At 60.5% G+C, this 18,064-nt stretch carries 23 protein-coding genes; 8 read left to right on the top strand and 15 right to left on the bottom strand.

Translation table 11 applies throughout. The annotated features are described in order from the left end of the window. Positions 1 to 3: 3 nt before the first annotated feature. Positions 4 to 1,143, bottom strand: coding sequence for a muconate cycloisomerase family protein (locus ACEN83_RS10775; protein WP_162130297.1), 1,140 nt, complete (start codon positions 1,141 to 1,143; stop codon positions 4 to 6). A gap of 124 nt (positions 1,144 to 1,267) precedes the next feature. On the opposite strand from ACEN83_RS10775, the gene ACEN83_RS10770 reads away from it, so the two are divergent. Then, the gene (locus tag ACEN83_RS10770; RefSeq protein ID WP_258685524.1) at positions 1,268 to 2,155 is read left to right on the top strand and encodes a LysR family transcriptional regulator; all 888 of its coding nucleotides are present in this window, start codon (positions 1,268 to 1,270) and stop codon (positions 2,153 to 2,155) included. Between the two features lie 191 nt (positions 2,156 to 2,346). On the opposite strand, the gene ACEN83_RS10765 is transcribed toward ACEN83_RS10770, so the two are convergent. Together ACEN83_RS10765 and ACEN83_RS10760 are read right to left on the bottom strand one after the other, a co-directional pair. Next, the gene (locus ACEN83_RS10765; protein ID WP_495580237.1) at positions 2,347 to 2,586 is read right to left on the bottom strand and encodes a DUF1652 domain-containing protein; all 240 of its coding nucleotides are present in this window, start codon (positions 2,584 to 2,586) and stop codon (positions 2,347 to 2,349) included. 119 nt (positions 2,587 to 2,705) lie between these two features. Beyond that, positions 2,706 to 3,605: a polysaccharide deacetylase family protein gene (locus ACEN83_RS10760; RefSeq protein ID WP_495580236.1), complete on the bottom strand. Its 900-nt coding sequence runs from the start codon at positions 3,603 to 3,605 to the stop codon at positions 2,706 to 2,708. Positions 3,606 to 3,777: 172 nt separating this feature from the next. On the opposite strand from ACEN83_RS10760, the gene ACEN83_RS10755 reads away from it, so the two are divergent. Then, complete coding sequence (locus tag ACEN83_RS10755) at positions 3,778 to 4,458, top strand: SOS response-associated peptidase family protein (RefSeq protein ID WP_116582627.1); 681 nt, start codon at positions 3,778 to 3,780, stop codon at positions 4,456 to 4,458. A gap of 259 nt (positions 4,459 to 4,717) precedes the next feature. After that, positions 4,718 to 4,993: a hypothetical protein gene (locus tag ACEN83_RS10750; protein WP_116582655.1), complete on the top strand. Its 276-nt coding sequence runs from the start codon at positions 4,718 to 4,720 to the stop codon at positions 4,991 to 4,993. A gap of 49 nt (positions 4,994 to 5,042) precedes the next feature. Here ACEN83_RS10750 and ACEN83_RS10745 read toward each other — a convergent pair whose 3' ends face one another. The 3 genes from ACEN83_RS10745 to ACEN83_RS10735 all read right to left on the bottom strand — a co-directional run bounded on the left by ACEN83_RS10745 (position 5,043) and on the right by ACEN83_RS10735 (position 6,261). Next, positions 5,043 to 5,189 (bottom strand): hypothetical protein, encoded by a 147-nt coding sequence (locus tag ACEN83_RS10745; RefSeq protein ID WP_007978995.1) that lies wholly within the window; start codon positions 5,187 to 5,189, stop codon positions 5,043 to 5,045. A gap of 62 nt (positions 5,190 to 5,251) precedes the next feature. Beyond that, positions 5,252 to 5,563: an AzlD domain-containing protein gene (locus ACEN83_RS10740; RefSeq protein WP_165824817.1), complete on the bottom strand. Its 312-nt coding sequence runs from the start codon at positions 5,561 to 5,563 to the stop codon at positions 5,252 to 5,254. Then, positions 5,563 to 6,261: an AzlC family ABC transporter permease gene (locus tag ACEN83_RS10735; protein WP_007978998.1), complete on the bottom strand. Its 699-nt coding sequence runs from the start codon at positions 6,259 to 6,261 to the stop codon at positions 5,563 to 5,565. The genes ACEN83_RS10740 and ACEN83_RS10735 overlap by 1 nt, the downstream gene beginning before the upstream one ends. Positions 6,262 to 6,430: 169 nt before the next feature. On the opposite strand from ACEN83_RS10735, the gene ACEN83_RS10730 reads away from it, so the two are divergent. The 3 genes from ACEN83_RS10730 (at position 6,431) to ACEN83_RS10720 (ending at position 8,963) form a co-directional block, all read left to right on the top strand. After that, entirely contained in the window at positions 6,431 to 7,366 is a 936-nt protein-coding gene (locus tag ACEN83_RS10730; protein WP_007979000.1) for a sensor domain-containing diguanylate cyclase, read from the top strand. Between the two features lie 286 nt (positions 7,367 to 7,652). Further along, a complete protein-coding gene (gene dapA, locus ACEN83_RS10725; RefSeq protein WP_495580235.1) occupies positions 7,653 to 8,528 on the top strand; it encodes a 4-hydroxy-tetrahydrodipicolinate synthase in 876 nt (291 codons plus the stop codon). Positions 8,529 to 8,588: 60 nt separating this feature from the next. Continuing rightward, the gene (locus tag ACEN83_RS10720; protein ID WP_495580234.1) at positions 8,589 to 8,963 is read left to right on the top strand and encodes a DUF2784 domain-containing protein; all 375 of its coding nucleotides are present in this window, start codon (positions 8,589 to 8,591) and stop codon (positions 8,961 to 8,963) included. Positions 8,964 to 9,146: 183 nt separating this feature from the next. On the opposite strand, the gene ACEN83_RS10715 is transcribed toward ACEN83_RS10720, so the two are convergent. Next, positions 9,147 to 10,691 carry a sensor domain-containing diguanylate cyclase gene (locus ACEN83_RS10715; protein ID WP_495580233.1) on the bottom strand — a complete coding sequence of 515 codons (1,545 nt, stop codon included), beginning with the start codon at positions 10,689 to 10,691 and terminating at the stop codon, positions 9,147 to 9,149. A gap of 83 nt (positions 10,692 to 10,774) precedes the next feature. Then, the gene (locus ACEN83_RS10710; protein WP_495580232.1) at positions 10,775 to 11,302 is read right to left on the bottom strand and encodes a DUF3087 domain-containing protein; all 528 of its coding nucleotides are present in this window, start codon (positions 11,300 to 11,302) and stop codon (positions 10,775 to 10,777) included. Between the two features lie 234 nt (positions 11,303 to 11,536). Between ACEN83_RS10710 and ppnN the strand changes: the two genes are divergently transcribed. Further along, complete coding sequence (gene ppnN / locus ACEN83_RS10705) at positions 11,537 to 12,910, top strand: nucleotide 5'-monophosphate nucleosidase PpnN (RefSeq protein WP_116582632.1); 1,374 nt, start codon at positions 11,537 to 11,539, stop codon at positions 12,908 to 12,910. Between the two features lie 88 nt (positions 12,911 to 12,998). Next, on the top strand, positions 12,999 to 13,439 hold the full coding sequence (locus ACEN83_RS10700; protein ID WP_495580231.1) for an NUDIX hydrolase: 441 nt from the start codon (positions 12,999 to 13,001) through the stop codon (positions 13,437 to 13,439). Between the two features lie 182 nt (positions 13,440 to 13,621). On the opposite strand, the gene ACEN83_RS10695 is transcribed toward ACEN83_RS10700, so the two are convergent. The 7 genes from ACEN83_RS10695 to ACEN83_RS10665 all read right to left on the bottom strand — a co-directional run bounded on the left by ACEN83_RS10695 (position 13,622) and on the right by ACEN83_RS10665 (position 18,063). Then, on the bottom strand, positions 13,622 to 13,945 hold the full coding sequence (locus ACEN83_RS10695) for a DUF6124 family protein (RefSeq protein ID WP_495580230.1): 324 nt from the start codon (positions 13,943 to 13,945) through the stop codon (positions 13,622 to 13,624). Positions 13,946 to 14,990: 1,045 nt separating this feature from the next. Then, positions 14,991 to 15,842 (bottom strand): CsgG/HfaB family protein, encoded by an 852-nt coding sequence (locus ACEN83_RS10690; protein WP_495580229.1) that lies wholly within the window; start codon positions 15,840 to 15,842, stop codon positions 14,991 to 14,993. 31 nt (positions 15,843 to 15,873) lie between these two features. Further along, complete coding sequence (locus ACEN83_RS10685) at positions 15,874 to 16,314, bottom strand: curli assembly protein CsgF (protein WP_495580228.1); 441 nt, start codon at positions 16,312 to 16,314, stop codon at positions 15,874 to 15,876. Continuing rightward, positions 16,311 to 16,700 (bottom strand): curli production assembly/transport protein CsgE, encoded by a 390-nt coding sequence (csgE, locus tag ACEN83_RS10680; RefSeq protein ID WP_495580227.1) that lies wholly within the window; start codon positions 16,698 to 16,700, stop codon positions 16,311 to 16,313. Before csgE ends, ACEN83_RS10685 begins: the two co-directional genes overlap by 4 nt. Beyond that, positions 16,697 to 17,236 (bottom strand): type II secretion system protein, encoded by a 540-nt coding sequence (locus ACEN83_RS10675; RefSeq protein ID WP_116582639.1) that lies wholly within the window; start codon positions 17,234 to 17,236, stop codon positions 16,697 to 16,699. The genes csgE and ACEN83_RS10675 overlap by 4 nt, the downstream gene beginning before the upstream one ends. Next, entirely contained in the window at positions 17,211 to 17,585 is a 375-nt protein-coding gene (locus tag ACEN83_RS10670) for a type II secretion system protein (RefSeq protein ID WP_007977246.1), read from the bottom strand. Before ACEN83_RS10670 ends, ACEN83_RS10675 begins: the two co-directional genes overlap by 26 nt. A gap of 4 nt (positions 17,586 to 17,589) precedes the next feature. Continuing rightward, a complete protein-coding gene (locus ACEN83_RS10665; RefSeq protein ID WP_007977244.1) occupies positions 17,590 to 18,063 on the bottom strand; it encodes a type II secretion system protein in 474 nt (157 codons plus the stop codon). Between the last annotated feature and the right edge of the window lies 1 nt (position 18,064).

Here is an 18,064-nt window from a genome sequence, read left to right as displayed (position 1 = left end):
TCCTCAGGCTTGATGAGTGGTCTTGTCGCGACGGAAGAACGCCAGGCGCTCTTCATCCAGGCTCAGGCCCAGGCCCGGCGTTTTCGGCACGTGCAATTCAAAATCGCGATACACCAGCGGTTCGCTGAGAATGTCTTCGGTCAGCAGCAGCGGGCCGAACAGTTCGGTGTCCCACGCCAGTTTGTTCAACGTGACGAAGGCATGGGCCGAGGCCATGGTGCCCAGGCCACCTTCGAGCATGGTGCCGCCGTACAGGGCGATACCGGCCGCTTCGGCGATGCAGGCAGTCCGCAACACCGCACGCGGGCCGCCGTTCTTGGCGATCTTCAGGGCGAATACCGAGGCCGCGCCTTCGCGGGCCAGGTTGAACGCATCTTCCACGCACTCGATGGATTCGTCGGCCATGATCGGCGCCGGGCTCATGGCATTCAGGCGAGCCATGCCGGCGCGGTTGTTGCGCGAGATCGGCTGTTCGATCAGGTCGATGCCGTTGCTGCCGAGGATTCGGCAGGCACGTATCGCGACGGCTTCGTCCCACGCCTGGTTGACGTCGACACGCACGCTGGCGCGGTCACCCAGGGCTTTCTTGATGGCGATGACGTGGGCCAGGTCGCGATTGACCTCGCCGGCCCCGATCTTGAGCTTGAAGATGCGGTGGCGGCGCAGGTCGAGCATTTTTTCCGCTTCGGCGATGTCTTTTTCCGTATCACCGCTGGCCAGGGTCCAGGCGACGGGGAGCGCATCACGCACGCGGCCACCGAGCAATTCACTGACCGGCAGGCCAAGGCGTTTGCCCTGGGCGTCGAGCAGCGCGGTTTCGATACCGGATTTGGCGAAGGTGTTGCCACGGATGCTGCGCTCCAGGCGCAACATGGCGGCGTTGACGTTGCCGCTGTCCTGGCCGATCAACAAGGGGGCGAAGTGCGTGTCGATGTTGGTCTTGATGCTGTCCGGGCTTTCATTGCCGTAGGCCAGGCCACCGATGGTGGTGGATTCGCCGATGCCTTCGATGCCGTCGGCGCAACGCACGCGAATGATCACCAGGGTCTGGTTCTGCATGGTGTGCATGGCCAGCTTGTGCGGGCGGATAGTCGGCAGATCGACGATGATCGTCTCGATCGACTCAATGGCGGTTGCAAGCATTTCGATACCCGTCAGGTTCTTGAAGTTCTGAGTCGGATTCTCATACGGCTTTTTCCGGGCGGCCAATATAGAATTGGTCTGGCTTGATACCTTAAAGGTATTCAATTGAAAATCCGGAGGCCCCATGGAACTGCGTCACCTGCGTTACTTTCAGGTGCTGGCTCAAACCCTCAACTTCACCCGCGCCGCCGAACGCCTGCACATCGCCCAACCGCCGTTGAGCCGGCAGATCCAGCAACTGGAGGACGAACTGGGGGTGATGTTGCTGGAGCGCGGCCGCCCACTGAAGTTGACCGACGCCGGGCGGTTTTTCCATGAGCACTCCACCGCCCTGCTCGAACAACTGAACAAGGTCTGCGACAACACGCGGCGTATCGGCCTGGGTGAAAAGACCTGGCTGGGTATCGGCTTTGCGCCATCGACCCTGTATGGCGTGCTGCCGGAACTGATCCGCCGGTTACGCAGTGGCGAACCGCTGGAGCTGGAATTGGGCCTGTCGGAAATGACCACCCTGCAACAGGTGCAGGCATTGAAGGCCGGGCGCATCGACATCGGTTTTGGCCGAATCCGCATCGACGACCCGGCCATCGTCCAGACCGTGCTCACCGAAGACCGCCTGGTCGCCGCCCTGCCCGCCGGCCATCCATTGCTCGCCGGTCCCATCAGCCTGCGGGAACTGGCCAGGGAACCCTTTGTGCTGTACCCCGGCAATCCACGGCCGAGTTACGCCGACCATGTGATCGCGCTGTTTGAGTCCTATGGCGTGAGCATCCACGTCGCGCAGTGGACCAACGAACTGCAAACGGCGATCGGTCTGGTGGGGGCGGGAATCGGGGTCACGCTTGTACCGGCCTCGGTGCAACTGCTGCACCGCGACGACATCGGTTTCACACCCTTGCTGGAAGACAACGCGACCTCGCCGATCATCCTCAGCCGACGGGTGGGGGATGTTTCGCCGGGGTTGAGCCATTGTTTGCGGATGATTGATGAGCTGTTGCCGCGGGCAGCGTAAGACGATGATCATTTGTGGCGAGGGGGCTTGCCCCCGTTGGGGTGCGTAGCGGCCCTAAAAGCCGTTATCCGGTTTCTCGGAGATGAACGTAGGGACCATTTTGGGGGCGCTTCGCACCCCAACGGGGGCAAGCCCCCTCGCCACAGGCAAGCCCCCTCGCCACAGGTCAGTGTTTACCCTGTCGGCAACGATCAGCCGGCAAACGCACGGCGCCCGGCCTTCATCTCGGTACGCAACTCGCCGATAAAATCAGAGATGGCGCGCACGCTGGTCAGTTCGGCTGTCGAGACACCACTGATCAACAGCGCCACGCGCCCGGTTACGGGGTCGAAGACTTCGATGCGCAGCAGCCCGAGACTCTCCGTGCACTCGCACGACAATGGTTCGAAACCGGACTCTACGATGTTGCAAAGCACTGAAATCGGAAGCATGGCCGGTCCCTCAGGCGACAATCGATTCTATTGGATCCGTTTCAGCTTAGTTACACTTTGCGAATCTGCACAAGAAATCATTCGCAATTACTGTTAACCAGCGCTCATTCCTGCTCGTTTTAAGGGGCGTTCCCGCCCCAGATCCAGTTCCAGAACCCCGGCAACTCGACCGGCTGCGAGCCATCGCGCACGGTGCGCGCCATGGCCGCCCGCTGTAGCACAGCCTGGTCGTCGTAGAACGGCTTGTCCGCGGTTTTCACGCCGGTCTCCCGGGCGCTGTCGAGCAGAATCTGCAGGTATTCACGGGTATGCCGGGCGGTATAGCGGTTGAGGTCGTGAAACGTCACCACGACTGGAATCACCCCATCGACCACCGGCAATTCGCCACGAGCGATGCGTTCGCGCACTTCAGACATCGAGCGCAGCATGTGCGACCGGCGCCGGGGGCTGGCGTTGAATCCCCAGATCTTGCCGTCATTGGCGCTCAAGTCCGTGAGCAGCACGTGCAGGCCATGCTGTTGATAAGCGGCGAAGGTGCGCTTGTCGTAGTTCCAGAATGGCGGGCGCAGCAGGGTTGGAGGGGCGCCGGTGATCGCCGCGATGTCGGCGCTGCCATCGGTCAGGGCCTGCTCCAGTTCTTGCGGCTCCAGCGAGCGATGATTGGTGTGCCAGGGCGTTGCCGTGTGGAAGCCCAGAATGTGACCTTCGGCGTGTTCGCGCCGCATGATGTCCCGGCCCAATTCGCTGCCACCGGCGCGCGGCGCGCGGGTTTGCACGAAGAACACGGCCTTGATCCCCGGCTGCAGCGGGTTTTGCGCCAGGCTCTCAAGCACCGTGACGGTCGGATTCCACCAGCTCGATGCACTGGGACCGTCATCGAACGTCAGCAGAAAACGGATGGGCGGTTGCGCCTGCAAACGCTGTTCGGTCTGCGGCGTCATTGCAATGGGTGCGGCGATACAGCCCAGCAAACCAACTGCCAGGGCGCACACCGTTAAACACTTGAACCACTGTTTCATCTTTTGCCTTGGGCCAGACCATCACGATTGAAATGCAAGTTGGCGGGAATCCTTCGCCCGGGACGCCGGGCCGAGGTTGGATAAGGTACACAGGCTTTGGTTCCAACGCTTGCCAAGCCTGTTTCGTCGCCAGCTACTAAACTGAAAAAACGCTCAACCAGAGTGTCAGGCCATGTGCGGACGACTGTCGCAATACCGCGGGATTCACGACTTCGTGGCGGTGCTGAGCATCCCCGACGCGCTGGTCAACCATGTCGGCAACGACCCCCTGGCGCACTATAACGCGGCGCCCACCACGCAACTTGCCCTGCTGCACCTGGAGAACGAGCGGCTGCACGCCGACGCCGTGCGCTGGGGTTGGCGGCCGCACTGGGCAACGGATCGCACGGAGCCGATCAATGCCCGGGTCGAGAAAGTCGCCCACGGCCCGTACTTCCGGGCCATCTGGCCGCATCGCGCGATCTGCCCGATCGATAACTGGTTTGAATGGGTCGACGCCGGTGACGGCAACAAACAGCCCTGGCTGATCCGGCGACGGGACCGGGCGCCGGCTTTCTGCGCGGCCATCGGCCAGTACCCCATCGGCGGAGCCCCGCACAGGGAGCACGACGGTTTCGTGATTCTCACGGCGGACAGTGCAGGCGGCCTGCTTGACGTGCATGACCGGCGGCCGGTGGTGTTCTCGCCCGAACTGGCGCGGGAATGGCTGGACCCGGCCACGCCCAAGGAACGCGCCGAGGAAATGGCGCTATCCCAGGGCGAGGTCAGTAACGTATTCGAGTGGTACAAGGTGGACAAGGCCGTCGGCAATGTCAGGAACCAGGGCGCTGCGTTAATTGAACAAGTGCCATGAACTTATCAGTTACGACAGTAAGGCGGTCATTAATAAAACCGCCTATACAAACATCACCGCTAAAAATGACACAGGCCGTTTCATTCAATTGACAACAGAAACTGGGACGTTTGTACCGCCCGTCAGACTCCATCGTCGAAATAGATACAATCCCGAGCACTACGGCTAGCATTCGCGCCGAATTTCCAGCAACGCCATTAGTTGACCAAAGAGTCAATGATCAGGGAAATCTCAACAACAAGCCTTGCAGAGATCTAAATTGCGCGACGACTATAAAAACGATCAAGTCGTGGGTCTGGCGTGCGTTCATCTTACAAAGACGGAGCACTACCCACTCGCCTGCTTCATCAAGCAATACCTACAAACCCGCAACCTTCGATCTGTTCCCGACATCCATGAAATCCTGAGTTCAACCCTTGAAAACTATCCGGGCAAACCGCCGGTCATGGTCAACGAGCTGAACGCATGGATCGACAGGACATTGGGATATCGTGCAGTCCACCCCGACTTTCCAGAGATCCTGGAACAGGGGTGATCAAAACAAAGCCCCGCTCGAAAAAGCGGGGCTTTGTCGTATGCGCTGATCAGAACTTGCGGTCAGGCTCTGACAGTTCCGTACCGTCGTCAGGATGCTTCCAGTCCGGTACCGAACGCTTCTGCTGCTCAATCTCTTCTTCCGTGGGTTCGTCCACGTCTTCTTCCGGGTCCGGACGCTTGGGTTCATTGGCCATGTTCACCTCTCTTCCTGAAGGGATCGGTCATCCACTTTAAGCTTAGATCAGTTACCCTCCGCTCAGAGCCACCAGCGCAGCAAAAAGAAGAAGCCCATGCTCAACAGCATGCTGAGCAACGTATTGCGCGTGTAAAGCACCAGCCCCACCGCCACCAACGAGCTGATCAGATAGGGGTTGTCCCAGTGCAGGTTCAGCTGTTTTTCCGGCATGAACACAATAGGCCCACAGATAGCGGTCAACATGCCCGGTACGGCAAACCCGAGGAATTGCCGGGCATTGCTGCTCAGGCGCACCGGCAGGCGCGGCTCGAGAAAAACGTAGCGGTTGAGGAACACCAACACGCCCATTCCGATAATCACAGCCCAGACCATCATGTGCGTCCACCGTAGAATTTATTGCAGACAAACCCGGCGGTCATCCCCGCCAGCCCCGACAGCACCAGCGCTGAACCCCATTGCCAGTAGCTGAACAGCACCGAGCAAAACAGCGACACCGCCACGCACACCACGGTCGGCACGTTGCGGACTACCGGGGTGATCAGGGCAATGAAGGTGGCCGCGATGGAGAAATCCAGGCCCAGGTGTTCAAGGCCCGGGATGCTGCTGCCGAGCACAATGCCCGCCAGGGTGAAGAGGTTCCAGGCGATGTAGAACGTCAGGCCCACGCCCAGGGCGTACCAGCGGTTGAATTGCTGTTTGTCGTGCTGGCTGGTCAGGGCGAACAGCTCATCGGTGAGCAAAAAACCCAGCCCCGCACGCCAGCGCCCCGGCAATGGCGATATCACCGAACGCATGCTCATCCCGTAAAGCAAATGCTGGGAGGTCAGCAACAGCGTGGTGAGCAGGATCGAAAAGATCCCGGCACCGCCCTTGAGCATGCCGATGGCCACCAGTTGCGCCGCACCGGCAAACACAATGCTCGACAGGCCCTGGCCTTGCAGGGGCGTGAGGTTGGCTTCGATGGCCATGGAACCGGCCAGCAAGCCCCAGGGCGCGGTGGCCAGGGACAGCGGCATGATCGCCGCAGCACCGCGCAAAAAGGCACTGCGCGGCATGATTGAGTTGGACATGACAGTCTACAGACAGGGAAAGACCTGAGACTTTGCCAGCTGTGGCGGCCAATGGCTTGAACAATCTTGCTCACTGAGACGCCAGCATGCCATTCATCGGCTGCCCGCTTGATTCGCCAAAGTGCTAGCAACATGATGGCCCTGCATTTTTCATCGAGGCAGGCCCTTCATGAGTTCAGTCGAAACCGACAGCGACGTTTACAAAACCCTGCTTGAGTCGACCAAAGCCATTCCCTGGCGCATCGACTGGAAAACCATGACCTTCAGCTACATCGGGCCACAGATCGAAGAACTGCTGGGCTGGAAGCAGCACAGCTGGGCCTCGGTCAATGACTGGGTCGAGCGCATGCACCCGGATGATCGCGACTACGTGATGGACTTCTGTGTCTCGCAATCGCGGGCCGGCATCGATCACGAGGCCGACTATCGCGCACTGACCGAAAGCGGCGAGTACGTGTGGATCCGCGATGTGGTGCACGTGGTGCGCAAGGACGGCGAAGTCGAGGCGCTGGTGGGGTTCATGTTCGATATCAGCGAGCGCAAGAAAACCGAAGAACACTTGATCCGCCTGCAAAAACAACTGGAAGAGTATTCCTTCCAGGACGGCCTGACCGGCATCGCCAACCGCCGCATGTTCGACACCGTGCTGGAACGCGAGTGGAACACGGCCCAGCGTACCGGCTTGCCGTTGTCGGTGATGGTGCTGGATATCGACTACTTCAAGCAGTACAACGACCACTACGGCCACATCAAGGGTGACGAATGCCTGCGCCGCGTCGCGCAAACCTTGTCCCTGGCGGCGAACCGGCCACGGGATTTCATCGCCCGGATCGGCGGTGAAGAATTCGTCTGGCTGTTGCCGGAAACCGATGCCGAATCCGCCAGACTGGTGGCGCACAAGTGCCTGCACCTGATTCGCCAGCAGCAGATCCCCCATGAATTCTCGAACGTGTCGAAACTGCTGAGTATCAGCCTCGGCGTCGGCACCACCCTGGCATCGATGCACGCGACGGCCCTGGAGTTTGTCGAGCAGGTCGATCATCAGCTCTACAAAGCCAAGCACAATGGCCGGATGCGCGCCGAGTTCGCTGATTTTCGTGATTGACAAAAGGCGCGCCGGCTTTTAAAACTGGGCGCCTCACTCAGGGTGTAAGCAAGTATGTCCGCAACCTTCAACCTCAACTCTTCCGTCATTGGCTTGATTGCCAAGGCGCAAGGTTGCGTTGCGCACGCCCTCAAATCGAAGAAACAGTCGCTCATGTGACCGGGGCGCGCTGTCCCGTCAGATGAGCTGACAGGACATTGAGCGCGCCGGACCACACTCCCCTTGCTTACTCTCCTTCCATGCCCCTGACGGTGACGAAATCGGTCAACCATCAGGAGAAAAAAGCATGTCAGCGTTTCAGGGTATCTGGGTTCCACTGGTCACCCCCTTCCACAACGGCGCCATCGATTTCGTCGGCTTGCGCCGGCTGGTCAGCCATCTGCTGGAAAAAGGTGTCGACGGCCTCATCGTTTGCGGCACCACCGGCGAGCCGGCGGCGATGGGCAAACATGAGCAACTGGCAGTGCTTGATGCCGTGCTGGAGCTGGTGCCGGCGCAACGGGTGGTCATGGGCCTGGCCGGCAACAACCTGACCGAATTGTTGCAGTTCCAGAGCGAGATCCTCAAGCGCCCGGTGGCGGGCCTGCTGGTGCCGGCGCCGTATTACATCCGCCCGTCCCAGGCCGGCCTGGAAGTGTTTTTCCGCACGGTCGCCGATGCTTCCAGCGTGCCACTGATTCTCTACGACATCCCCTACCGTACCGGCGTGGCCTTCGAACAGGCGACCCTGCTCAACATCGTCGCCCACGAGCGGATCGTCGCGATCAAGGATTGCGGCGGTAACTTTTCCAACACCCTCGCCCTGCTCGATAGCGGCCATGTCGACGTGCTGTGCGGCGAAGACAACCAGATCTTCAATGCCCTGTGCCTGGGCGCCAAAGGTGCAATTGCCGCGTCGGCGCATGTCCATCCGGACCTGTTCGTGCAGTTGCACCGGCAGATCCGCGACAACCAATTGGCTGAAGGTCGCGCCACGTTTTTCCGATTGCTGCCGCTGATCAACAGTCTGTTCCTGGAGCCCAACCCGGCCCCGGTGAAAACCGCGCTGGCCCTGCAAGGCTTGATCGGAGACGAACTGCGCGCACCGATGCAACGCAGCAGCGAATCGATGACCGAACGTTTGAAAGGCGTGCTCAGGACATTGGATCGCGGCAATCGATAGAGCACCCGCCACCGGCCCGAGTACCATGGAGCGATTCGATCAGCCTTCAGGGGCACCGACATGCTGTACCGAATCGCCGCCGACGGGCTGATGCTGTTTCACCTGTCGTTCATTGTGTTTGTCGTGTTCGGCGGGCTGCTGGTGCTCAAATGGCGCCACCTGATCTGGTGGCATCCGCCCGCTGCGCTGTGGGGGATGGCGGTGGAATTCTTCCACCTGCCCTGCCCGCTGACCGATTGGGAAAACCGCATGCGCCAGGGGGCCGGGCAAACCGGCTATGGCGGTGGGTTCATCGAGCATTACATTTGGCCGGCGATTTATCCGGCGGGCCTGACGCCCGGCATTCAGCTGGGTTTGGGCAGCGTGGTGTTGGTGATCAATGTGTTGGTCTATCTTCGATTGATCAGGCAGTGGCGATTGCGGCGGGCTACCTGAAGCCAGGATCAAAAGATCGCAGCCTGCGGCAGCTCCTACATACGACCATGAGCTTCCCGTAGGAGCTGCCGCAGGCTGCGATCTTTTGACCCCTTCCCCCTCCAAGGATGTGACACATGTTGTCGATCTCGCGCCTGACCCGACGGGTCCAGGGAACGGACCGGTTTGCCTGACGTCTGAGCCTCAGTTGGCAATCACACTCATATTGCGCCCACTGGCCTTGGCCACGTACAGCGCCTTGTCCGCCGCACCGATCAGGTCTTCGGAGCGAACCTGGGACGCACCATTGGTCGCACACACGCCAACGCTGACGGTGACGGCGCCTTCCGGGCTGACACTGTGGGCAATTTCAGCCTGCAGCACCGCGCGGCGGATTTTCTCCGCCACCAGGAATGCCCCCACGTAGTCGGTGCCGGGCAGCACCACCGCAAACTCCTCGCCACCATAACGCGCGGCCAGATCACCGGGGCGCTTGATGTTGTCGGTGATGATCGCACCGACCTTGCGCAAACACTCATCACCGGCCGGGTGACCGTAGCGGTCATTGAACGGTTTGAAATGATCGACATCGATCATCAGCAGCGCCAGCTCGCTCTGGCTGCGTCGGGCACGGCCCATTTCGGCATCGATGAACGCGTCGAGCTGACGCCGGTTGGCCAGCCCCGTCAGTGCATCCTTGAGGGCCAGGCCTTCGAGGTTGCGATTGACCTCCAGGAGCTTGTCCTGGGTGTCCAGCAACTCGACCTGCACCAGGTTCTGCTGCTTCATCAGCTTGATCAGCCGGAACCCAAGTACTCCGAGAACACTTAGCAACAGCGTGACGATGCCGGCGCTGAGCAGCGTTTCCTTGCGCCAACTGGCCAGCACTTCATTCTTGTTCAGCGCGGCAAACACGATCAGCGGATAACCCTCGACCCGGCGGTACCCCGTCACCCGCTCGACACCGTCGATGACCGACGTGATCGTGGCCGTGCCCGCATCGCCCTTGGGCAACAACTGGGTGAACAACGGGCTCTTGGCAAGGCTGCTGCCGATATCCGCCTCCTTGAAAGGCCGGCGAATGACAATGCTGGCGTTGTCGGCGATCAGGGTGATCACGCCGTTACTGCCCATGTCGATGCTGTCGTAGAGTTGCAGGAAATGAGTGAGGTAAATCGTCGCCAGCGCCACGCCGGCAAAACTGCCGTCGGGATGATTGAGCCGACGCGAAACCGTCAGGATCCACTCGCCGCTCGAACGGCTCTTGATCGACGGCCCGATGTGCGGCCCTCGGCTGGGGTTGTCGCGATGGAAGATGAAGTATTCACGGTCGGAATTGTTGACGCCGGTTTGGCCGGCGCCATTGGAATTGGCGAGCCATTGGCCATTTTCGTCGAATATGAACAAGCCATGGAGCTGGCTCAGTTCACTGCGCTGGGCATTGAGCAATGCCGGCAGCCGGGATTGATCCACGCCGTCGTGCTCCAGGCGATCGACCAACGTGAACAGCAGCGTATCGGCCTGCTTGATCGTTGCCTGCGCTTGCGAAGCCAGGGTCTGCGCAAGGTTGGACATCACCACTTCCTTGTCATGCAGGTGGTACTGGCGTGAACTCCAGGCTTCCCAGATCACGATAGCCACCATCGACAGACACACCGCCACCAGCAAGGTCACCGCCGAGCGGACCTTGAGCCGGGGCACGGCTGGCCGACGCATTTCAATTTGATCGTTGATCAATGGATGTCCCATGGTGCTCCCTGTGTGTCGATGACGGACGAGCCTTCCTGACCGCCGTTTTTGCTCACTATGCCCGAGCCGGGCTCGCCATGATGTTAGCGCGACGCCTGCCTTAGTGCCTCCAGCCACGCCGGATCGAGCCGTGTCTGTTCGATTTCGATGCCCTGCGCTTGCATCCGTTCCTTGTGCTGGTCCATTTCGCGGATCAACTGGCCATGGTCACTGGAGTTGCCATCGAGTTGATGCATCTGATTCAAGCCCAAATGGTAGAAACGCAACAGCTTCATCGCAACCGGATCACCCCGTTCCACGGCCGCCGTTACATGATGCATGACATTGGTGATGCTCATCAGGCTGCGCTTGAGCTGCCAACTGTAGACCGCCGGCGCCATCCACGCCTGGCGCCAGAACACCTTGCGCATCAGCGCCACCATCACCAGCACGGCAACGAACACGCCACCAACGTTGAAGCGCAGATTGTCGCCCCCGGGCGTGCCGAACAGCGCCACTGCCGCCGAGGACAGCAGCATCGCCAGCGCCAGGAAGATCAGGGCAATGATGACCGTGCTGCGCCGCGTCTGTTGCCGGTAGGTGTCAGCGTTCATCGGCTGGATTTCGAACATTGCGTCGGGTTTCCTGAGCTGAAAGGGTAAAAAGGGGTCTGAGGCAAAAAGACAGCGGGCCATTATCCCCTCTGCGGGGGATTTAGCTATGCTGGGGCTCCTTTTCATCTTTTCATCGTCAAGCGGGGGACATGGCGAGACCGCGCAGTTCGTGCCATCTTCTTTCATGAATACACATTATTCGGATGCCATTCGTAGTTGCTGTGTGAATGACATCGTTTTAAGGATCATTGAATGACCCAACGCCAAGTTATCAACGCCTCCGTCAGTCCAAAAGGCAGCCTGGAAACGCTCTCGCAACGGGAAGTCCAGCAATTGAGCGAGGCCGGTTCCGGCAGCACCTACACCCTCTTCCGCCAGTGCGCCCTGGCCATCCTCAACACCGGCGCCCATGTCGACAACGCCAAGACCATTCTGGAAGCCTACAAGGATTTCGAGATCCGCATTCACCAGCAGGACCGCGGCGTACGCCTGGAACTGCTGAACGCCCCGGCCGACGCCTTCGTCGACGGCGAAATGATCGCCAGCACCCGGGAAATGCTGTTCAGCGCCCTGCGTGACATCGTCTACACCGAAAACGAACTCGACAGCCAGCGCATCGACCTGAGCAACTCCCAGGGCATCAGCGACTACGTCTTCCACCTGCTGCGCAACGCCCGCACCCTGCGCCCCGGCGTCGAGCCGAAGATCGTGGTGTGCTGGGGCGGGCACTCGATCAACACCGAAGAATACAAATACACCAAGAAAGTCGGCCACGAACTGGGCCTGCGCAGCCTGGACATCTGCACCGGTTGCGGCCCCGGCGTGATGAAAGGCCCGATGAAAGGCGCGACCATCGCCCACGCCAAGCAACGCATCCACGGCGGCCGCTACCTGGGCCTGACCGAACCCGGCATCATCGCCGCCGAAGCGCCGAACCCGATCGTCAACGAACTGGTGATCCTGCCGGACATCGAAAAACGCCTGGAAGCCTTCGTCCGCGTCGGCCACGGCATCATCATTTTCCCGGGCGGCGCCGGTACGGCCGAAGAGTTCCTGTATCTGCTGGGCATCCTGATGCACCCGGACAACGCAGGCCTGCCCTTCCCGGTCATCCTCACCGGGCCGAAACACGCCGCACCGTACCTCGAGCAACTGGACGCGTTCGTCGGCGCCACCCTGGGCGACGCCGCCAAGCAGCACTACCAGATCATCATCGATGACCCGGCCGAAGTGGCGCGCCAGATGACCCAGGGCCTCAAGGCGGTCAAGCAGTTCCGCCGCGAGCGCAACGATGCGTTCCACTTCAACTGGCTGCTGAAAATCGACGAAGGCTTCCAGCGCCCGTTCGACCCGACCCACGAAAACATGGCCAACCTGAAACTGAGCCTCGACCTGCCCTCCCACGAACTGGCGGCCAACCTGCGCCGCGCGTTCTCCGGCATCGTCGCCGGCAACGTCAAGGACAAGGGCATCCGCCTGATCGAAGAGCACGGGCCTTACCAGATCCATGGTGACGCTGCGATCATGCAACCGCTGGACCTGCTGCTCAAAGCCTTCGTCGCCCAGCACCGCATGAAACTGCCAGGCGGCGCGGCGTATGTGCCGTGTTACCGGGTGGTGGCTTGACCCTTTCGGTGTAACAACGCCGACATGAGCTTTACCGTCGCGGGCCGCAGTGAAAGCTGCGGTTCGCGGCACTCTATGGAAAGAAAAAATGCGCCAACGCAATTCCGCCAGACTGCTGGTGATCAATCCCTCGCAACAGGTTCTGCTGTTTCACTTCCGGCACAAAGGCGATGCCCTCGACGGCCAAAGCCACTGGGCGACACCCGGTGGGGGGCTTGAGCCGGGTGAGTCCTTTGAGGCGGCGGCGGTTCGTGAGCTGTTTGAAGAAACCGGGCTGAAGGTCGCAGCCGTGGGAGCCAGCGTTGCAGAGCGCAGTTTTCCGATGATGCTGCCCAGTGGTGAAACGGTGCTGTCGGTTGAACGGTATTTTGTGGTTCATACCGACAGTGAACGCCTGTCCCGTGAGGGGTGGACGGCTCACGAAGTCCGGGTGATGGCGGACCATAAATGGTGGTCCGTGGCGGAGCTGCGAGAGACCCGAGAAACAGTGTGGCCTGAGCAGTTGATCAAGATGCTGGAAAGCGCCTGAAGCGTTCCGGCGTACACATACCCTGTGGCGAGGGGGCTTGTCGGACCGCCGCACCGCCCCGTTCGGCTGCGAAGCAGTCGTAAAACCATTCAGCGCGGTCGGCCTGAAAAACCGCATTGCCTGTTTTGGGGCCGCTGCGCAGCCCAACGGGGGCAAGCCCCCTCGCCACAAAAGCTCGGCGTTTAGTCCAATGGGGCGACGTTATCCAGTGCGCGGTTGACCGCCAGGTCCGCCAGCATGATCACCTGCTGGATCCCCAGCAACATGCTGCGTTGCGGGCCATCCAGGAATGTTGCGAAATCACTGGCCATGACGCTCGCCGACGCCAGCGATTCACAGGCATGGGCCAACAGGCTTTCGGTGTCGATGTTCGGCGCGATGGTGAACATCGTGCTGGGGTTGTGGGGGGCGTTGTTTTTGAGGATGGCGGGTTTGAGGTCGAGGCCGGATGTGCGTTGGGTGGTATCGGCTTCTGATTCGGGGGGATTGGGTGTGGGTTTGACCATGGTGAAGCTCCTGTAGAAATTGGAGCCACCAAGACCTGTCGCTAAACAAGTAAGGGTGGCGACTGTACGAAGGTTAGCGAACCGGTTACAGGCAAACCCGGTAGACCCGAAGGTCTCCGACGCACAGCCGCCATAATCAAATTGCAGGCATAGAAACGCATGCAATCAAGACTGGAGTGCTGGTGTCCCTGTAACTGTTCGGATCGCTAAATCCGGGCGCTGAATTTGCAGCGACACGGAAACGATAAAGACCAGGCACAAGGCGCACAAGCCGGCGGATTCTGGCGTAGTTGTAGGCAACGACGCAAGGCGGTGTAGCCTCACTCCTGGTCCTACAGCCTTCTCTGACACTCACAATTTTTGGCCATTTTGATGGTGTGAGGCAGTGGATTGTCGTTGGCTGTAAGGCCGTCTTCGCGAGCAAGCCCGCTCCCACAGGTGCCGAGTACAGCCCCAAGAAATTGGGCGGCTGTCAGGCCGCCTTCGCGAGCAGGCTCGCTTGTATGGTAGGACTTGAAGGGAGAGGGTTTCCCTGTAGGAGCTGCCGAAGGCTGCGATCTTTTGATTTTTGACAATGTCGAAGGGGGCGGAAGATCAAGATCAAAAGATCGCAGCCTTCGGCAGCTCCTACAGTTGGCCCGCGTACAACCCCACCACTCAACAGGCCGAGCGTTAGCTCGCCTGCCGCTCTTGATCTTGATCCACCCGCCCCCTCGGCAGGCTGAGCGGAGGTGTTCATCCGGGGATGGGCGCGCAGCGCCGTTCGACGCAGTCGAACTCATTGCATGTAGGTCGAAGCGAAGCCGACCGGAGGGCAATGCCCCCGGATGAATACCGCAGCGAAGGAACCCCGAGCCTCAGCGAGGGGCCGTACGTAAGGGGCGAGACTTTTTGGTTACTTTTGGGGCGTTTGCCAAAAGTGACCCGCTGTAAGAGCGGAACCGTAAGTGGCCGTTACCGAAGAAACGGATATGTACTCACTCACCCAAGAACCTGGTCGGCTCGAAGGCCGCCAAGGTCAAAAGATCGCAACCTTAGGCAGCGCCTAATCATCCACCTTGTTCTGCGTCAGATACCGCTCCAGCGTCTCATTCTGCGCAGGCTGGGAATTGTCCCCCGCCACCTGCCACAACCGCCGCTCGATCCCCTGGGCCAGCAAATGCCCCACCGCCGCCTCGATCGCCGACAGCACACACAACTGCGCCGGCTCGTTGGTGGTATAGCCGACCTCGGCCTCAAGCAGTTTCTTGAACTCGATGAACTTGAACACCCCGGCACTGCGACCGACCGAATAGATGGTCTTGCTGGTCATCACGTTGGCCAGCACCTGCCCGCTGCGCACGTCCACCGCCCGCAGGTTCACCGTGACCTGATCCACGCGGTACTCACGGGAAATGTCGATGCCCAGGTAGCGTGCCCCTTCCCCGCCACTGCGCACGTTGGTGTCGTAGGCGATGATCCCGCCTTCGAGCATCATGTTTGCCGCCTGCAGCGGCGGCAGCTCACCCAGGATGTTCACCGGGGTATTGGGTTTCTTTTGCGAGGCGCGGATGATCTTGCGCTCGGTCAACAGGTTTTGCAGCCCTTCACGCTCCAGTACCACGAACCAGCCACTGGCCTGCAAGGCGTCCATCAGCATGCTCGCCGCGCCCTGGGTCACGCTGGTGGAAAACGAGCTGGCCGGGGTTGGCTTGTATTGCCCGGTCTGGTCGCGGAAACCGTACACCACCGCCATCAACTTGCCCTTGGGTCGTGGCATGTTCAACAGGTCGTAATAGGTCGACGCCCTGGGGGTCAGGGTCGGCGTTTCAGTGTCCTGTTCAGCGGACATCGGTTCACGCAGACCACAGCCGCAAAGCACCGCCAACAGCATCCCTAGCAGCATTATTCTTTTCATATCCATAACTCCCCATCGGCCCATATCCCCATCAAGGGGTGGTGGTGATGCCGTTTACCTGGATTTCCGACACTTCACCGGTTGCCCGGTCGGTCACGTTGATCGTCAAAGCGCCCGAGTCGTCGATGACGTTGACGATAAAGGCGTCAGTCGACAGGCTCCCGGTGTTGCCCGTGGAGATGTTGTCCAGCAGTTGCCCCAGCAACCGCGATTGCAACTGACTGGTAAACCGTTCCAGCGCCGAAGTGCCGACTACAGGGGTACGGTTGTTCAGATCGGGATCGTCGTAGTCGTTCTGCGCCTGGGCGTTGTTGAGCAGCCAGGTGCCGTTCAACGGGTTGCCGCCGAACGCCGGGTTGATGGGTGTGTAGACCAGCTCTGTGGCATGGACCAGGCCACCACTTCCCGCCCCGGCAAACCAGAGGCCGAGCAACCACAGTCCCGTACGCTTGCCGACAGTTGTTTCCTTCATAGTTCGTCCCTCTCAAGGTCGGTGGTGTCCTGCAACAAGGCTTCCAGCTTGCGCCGCACGATCTCCATGCGGACCTGGTCGGCAGCCTCATAGGCCTCGTCTTTCAACTCCACTGTGTTCGGCGGCAGGAAGCGCCGATAAACCAGCCGTTGCTGAAACTCCACGGTCACCAGGCTGCCCCAGCGCGCCGAAGGTCTTTCGCGTACCACCAGGTTGAAATCCATCGGGCTGGTGGCACGCAGGCGTTCACTGAACGAGTAATAAAAGTCATGGCCGATGTGCGAAATCGTGTCGTCGATGATGAACCCCAGCATCTCGTCGTCTTGCGCCGAGGCGAAGCTCGTCACCAGCGTCAGGACCAGTGCCGCGAGCCAGTGCCGGATCAAGGTTGCAATGCCTGAGGTGCGCTGGACTGTGCTTTCGGCTGCCCGCTGGTGTCATCGAGGAAGGCTTTTTCGGCCACGAACTGCCAGTCCTTGTAGCTGGCCATGCCATTGAAGTCCGACCACTGGCTGGGAAAGTTCACCTGCTTGAGCGGCTTCTCCGTGGAGGAGCAGTACACACCGCTGATCCGTCCGTCGACACCGCGTATCACCTCCCATTCGCCCCCCGTCATCGGCTCCGGGTACAACTTGCGGATATGGTGCCTGGCCGACGGGAAGCGCTCATCCTGCAACAGGTCCGCGAGTTCTTTCGGGTACATGGCGACGCCGGGCGAGCTGCGGTAATAGCTGCGCAGCGCCTGGGCATACTGCGTTCCGACCCAGAGCAACTGGTTTTCGCGATCCCGGCGTGAAGCGGTGGCCCACAACTCGCCGGCACTGGCCAGGCCCATGCCCATCACGACAATCAGAAACAGCACACCCAGGTAGGTGAAGCCGTCCTGGCCCGAAGGCTTACCACTCGGAGTAAAGGCTGCCATCACGAGCCCTCCCGGAGGCGCCACTCTTGATATCGGCCACCCCGCCCGCCACGCCTTCCGGTGGCGCGACCATGACCCAGGTGTCCTTGCGCTCGGCAATCGGGTCCAGCGGCTGGTTGCGCAGGTAGCGCAGTTCGACCAGTTGTTCGATGGAGTCGGGATACCGCCCGGTGTCCCCGTAGTAATGATCCAGCGCCTCGCGCATGGCCGACAGGCTCTGGCGCAGGGTGGTCTCTTTAGAGGCTTCCAGGCTGGTGAAGTAGCGTGGCATGGCGATCGTCATCAGGGTCGCGATGATTGCCATGACCACCATCAGTTCCAACAGGGTAAAACCCTTTTGCCGACGCATATGCTCACCACTCCCGATAGGCGATGCCATTGAGCCCCTTGCCGCGAGCCTTGGAGTAAACGTCAAAGACGTCCTGGCCCTCGCGCGGGTTCTCAGCCGAACTGTCATAGGCACGCAGGCCCCAGCCGCCCTCGTCGTCACGCTTGACGGTGGCCAGCGGATCACGGGGGATGCGCCGCAGGAAATAGAACTTGGCCCCCTTGGCGCTGCGCACGTCACGTACACCATCGACCAGCACTTTCAGGTTCGGCGGGTAGCCGTTGCTGTCGAGCGTCTTCTCGATGTAACCGGCGTCGAAGGCGCGTTTATAGGCGTCGATGCCATCGCGGATCTGGTACAGCGCGTTCCGCAGTTCCTGCTCTTTGCCCCGACGCACCACCGTCTCGGTCAGCGGTGCGGCCATGCCGGCCAACAGGCCGATCAGGGCAAGCGTCACCACGACTTCGATCAGGGTAAAACCGCGTTGCGAGGCGTTCATG

Source organism: Pseudomonas sp. Pseusp49 (assembly GCF_059491875.1).
This window is presented reverse-complemented; position numbering and strand designations above follow the sequence as displayed.